The organism is Kitasatospora nipponensis, assembly GCF_039528135.1.
In the GTDB taxonomy this organism is placed as follows: Bacteria; Actinomycetota; Actinomycetes; order Streptomycetales; family Streptomycetaceae; genus Kitasatospora; species Kitasatospora nipponensis.
Genome location: NZ_BAAALF010000463.1, coordinates 1 through 1,335, shown reverse-complemented (window position 1 = coordinate 1,335; position 1,335 = coordinate 1). Strand labels below are relative to the sequence as shown.

2 protein-coding genes are annotated in these 1,335 nt (G+C 66.7%); both read right to left on the bottom strand.

Features of this window, described 5'->3' with window-relative positions; all coding sequences use genetic code 11:
• On the bottom strand, positions 1–908 hold a 908-nt coding region (locus ABD323_RS41210), incomplete at its 3' end, for a site-specific integrase (RefSeq protein ID WP_344447219.1).
• Positions 909–968: 60 nt separating this feature from the next.
• Positions 969–1,154, bottom strand: a complete 186-nt coding sequence (locus tag ABD323_RS41205; RefSeq protein WP_184917023.1) for a helix-turn-helix transcriptional regulator — start codon at positions 1,152–1,154, stop codon at positions 969–971.
• Positions 1,155–1,335 lie beyond the last annotated feature (181 nt).

The following is a 1,335-nucleotide window of genomic DNA, read 5'->3' as shown; positions in this document are numbered from 1 at the left end:
CCCGACCCGCTGGACCCGGCGCAGATCATCGAAGGCTCCCCCGAGGTCTCCGGCAGGGTGCAGTCCGTGATCCGAATGTCCATCGCCTCGGCCGGCCGAGTAGCCGCATAGAGCATGCAGCCGTAGAACGCCCGCAGGTGGCTTCCGCGCCGCGAGACAGTGCCAGCAGCCTCGATCAGGGCGTGCCCCTGCTCCGGCCCCGGGACCCACCGCCAGTCGATCTCATCGTCTGTCTCCGGCGCATCCCAGTCCACGAACTGGAGCGGGTTGGCCGGCAGCCTGCGGCGCTCAACCGCGTACCGCAAGGCGTTGTTGTACACCATGCGCTTGCGGGTGATCGTGTTGTCCGCCGCGACCTCGCCGTTCAGGAGACGGGACAGGGCTTCAAGGGCGGTGCGTACCACCTCGGAATCCTCCAACTCCCCAATCCCGATGGACTTCTTGGCCAGCCACGCGAGCGCAGCGGTGACCTCTGCGGGCGGTTCCGGCTGCTGCGGCGAGAAGTTGAACGCCCAGCACGACAGAGCCTGACGGAGAACGCGGTGATCAGGCGCACCACGGCGGTCGGTGACCAGCGCGGGAGTGATGGTGGCAAGAGCGTCCGCACGTGCCGATCGGCTCTTGGCGGACGCTCGGGCCCACTTCTTCTCCGCGTACTCCTTCGCGTGCTCGAACCACGTGACCTGGTCGCGCTTCCGGAGTTCGGATACCGGCAGACCGCTGTCCGTGTCGAACTGCTCGCCCTTCTGGATCGCGGTCATCAGCTGGGCCCGCCGACCGTCCGCCAGGGTCTTCGTGGCGAACGTTCGGGAGTGCGGGTTCAGGCCTACGCGCCACCGGAGTTGGTGCGGCTTACGTCCGCGCTTGAGATCACGAATGGCATAGATGTACACCTCGAAGGTCAGCAATTCAGCTCCGTACGGATGAGGGGCCCGGCGAACTTGCCGGGCCCCGTTGGCGGTGGGTCGTCAGGCAGCGATCTGGCAAGCAGCCAGCCAGCTGTCGAGGTCGGCGCGGTCCACGCGGAGCTGAGCGTTGGGGAGCTTGATCAGGCGCGGCCCCTGGCCTCGGGCACGCATCCGGTAAAAGGCGGCGCGGCTCATGTTGATCTCTTCCAGGACGGCGGAGAGCTTGAGCAGTTCACGCTTTGCCATGCAGATCCTCCGATGAGCGGTTCGGGTGTGGCGGAATGGGCGCGACGGCCAGGCGGGCGCGCCTGTCCGAGGCTGGGATTTCTGCGTCATTGCGTCATCAGCGTCATTTGGGCCTGTGACCTGGGGTTCTGTGTGACGCAGCCTCAGGAGGGTGCGTCATCGGTGTGTCATGGGCTGCGTC

Coding starts and splice junctions, on each gene's coding strand:
- ABD323_RS41205 (WP_184917023.1), bottom strand. CDS start 1,154: ATGGCAAAGCGTGAACTGCTCAAGCTCTCCGCCGTCCTGGAAGAGATC.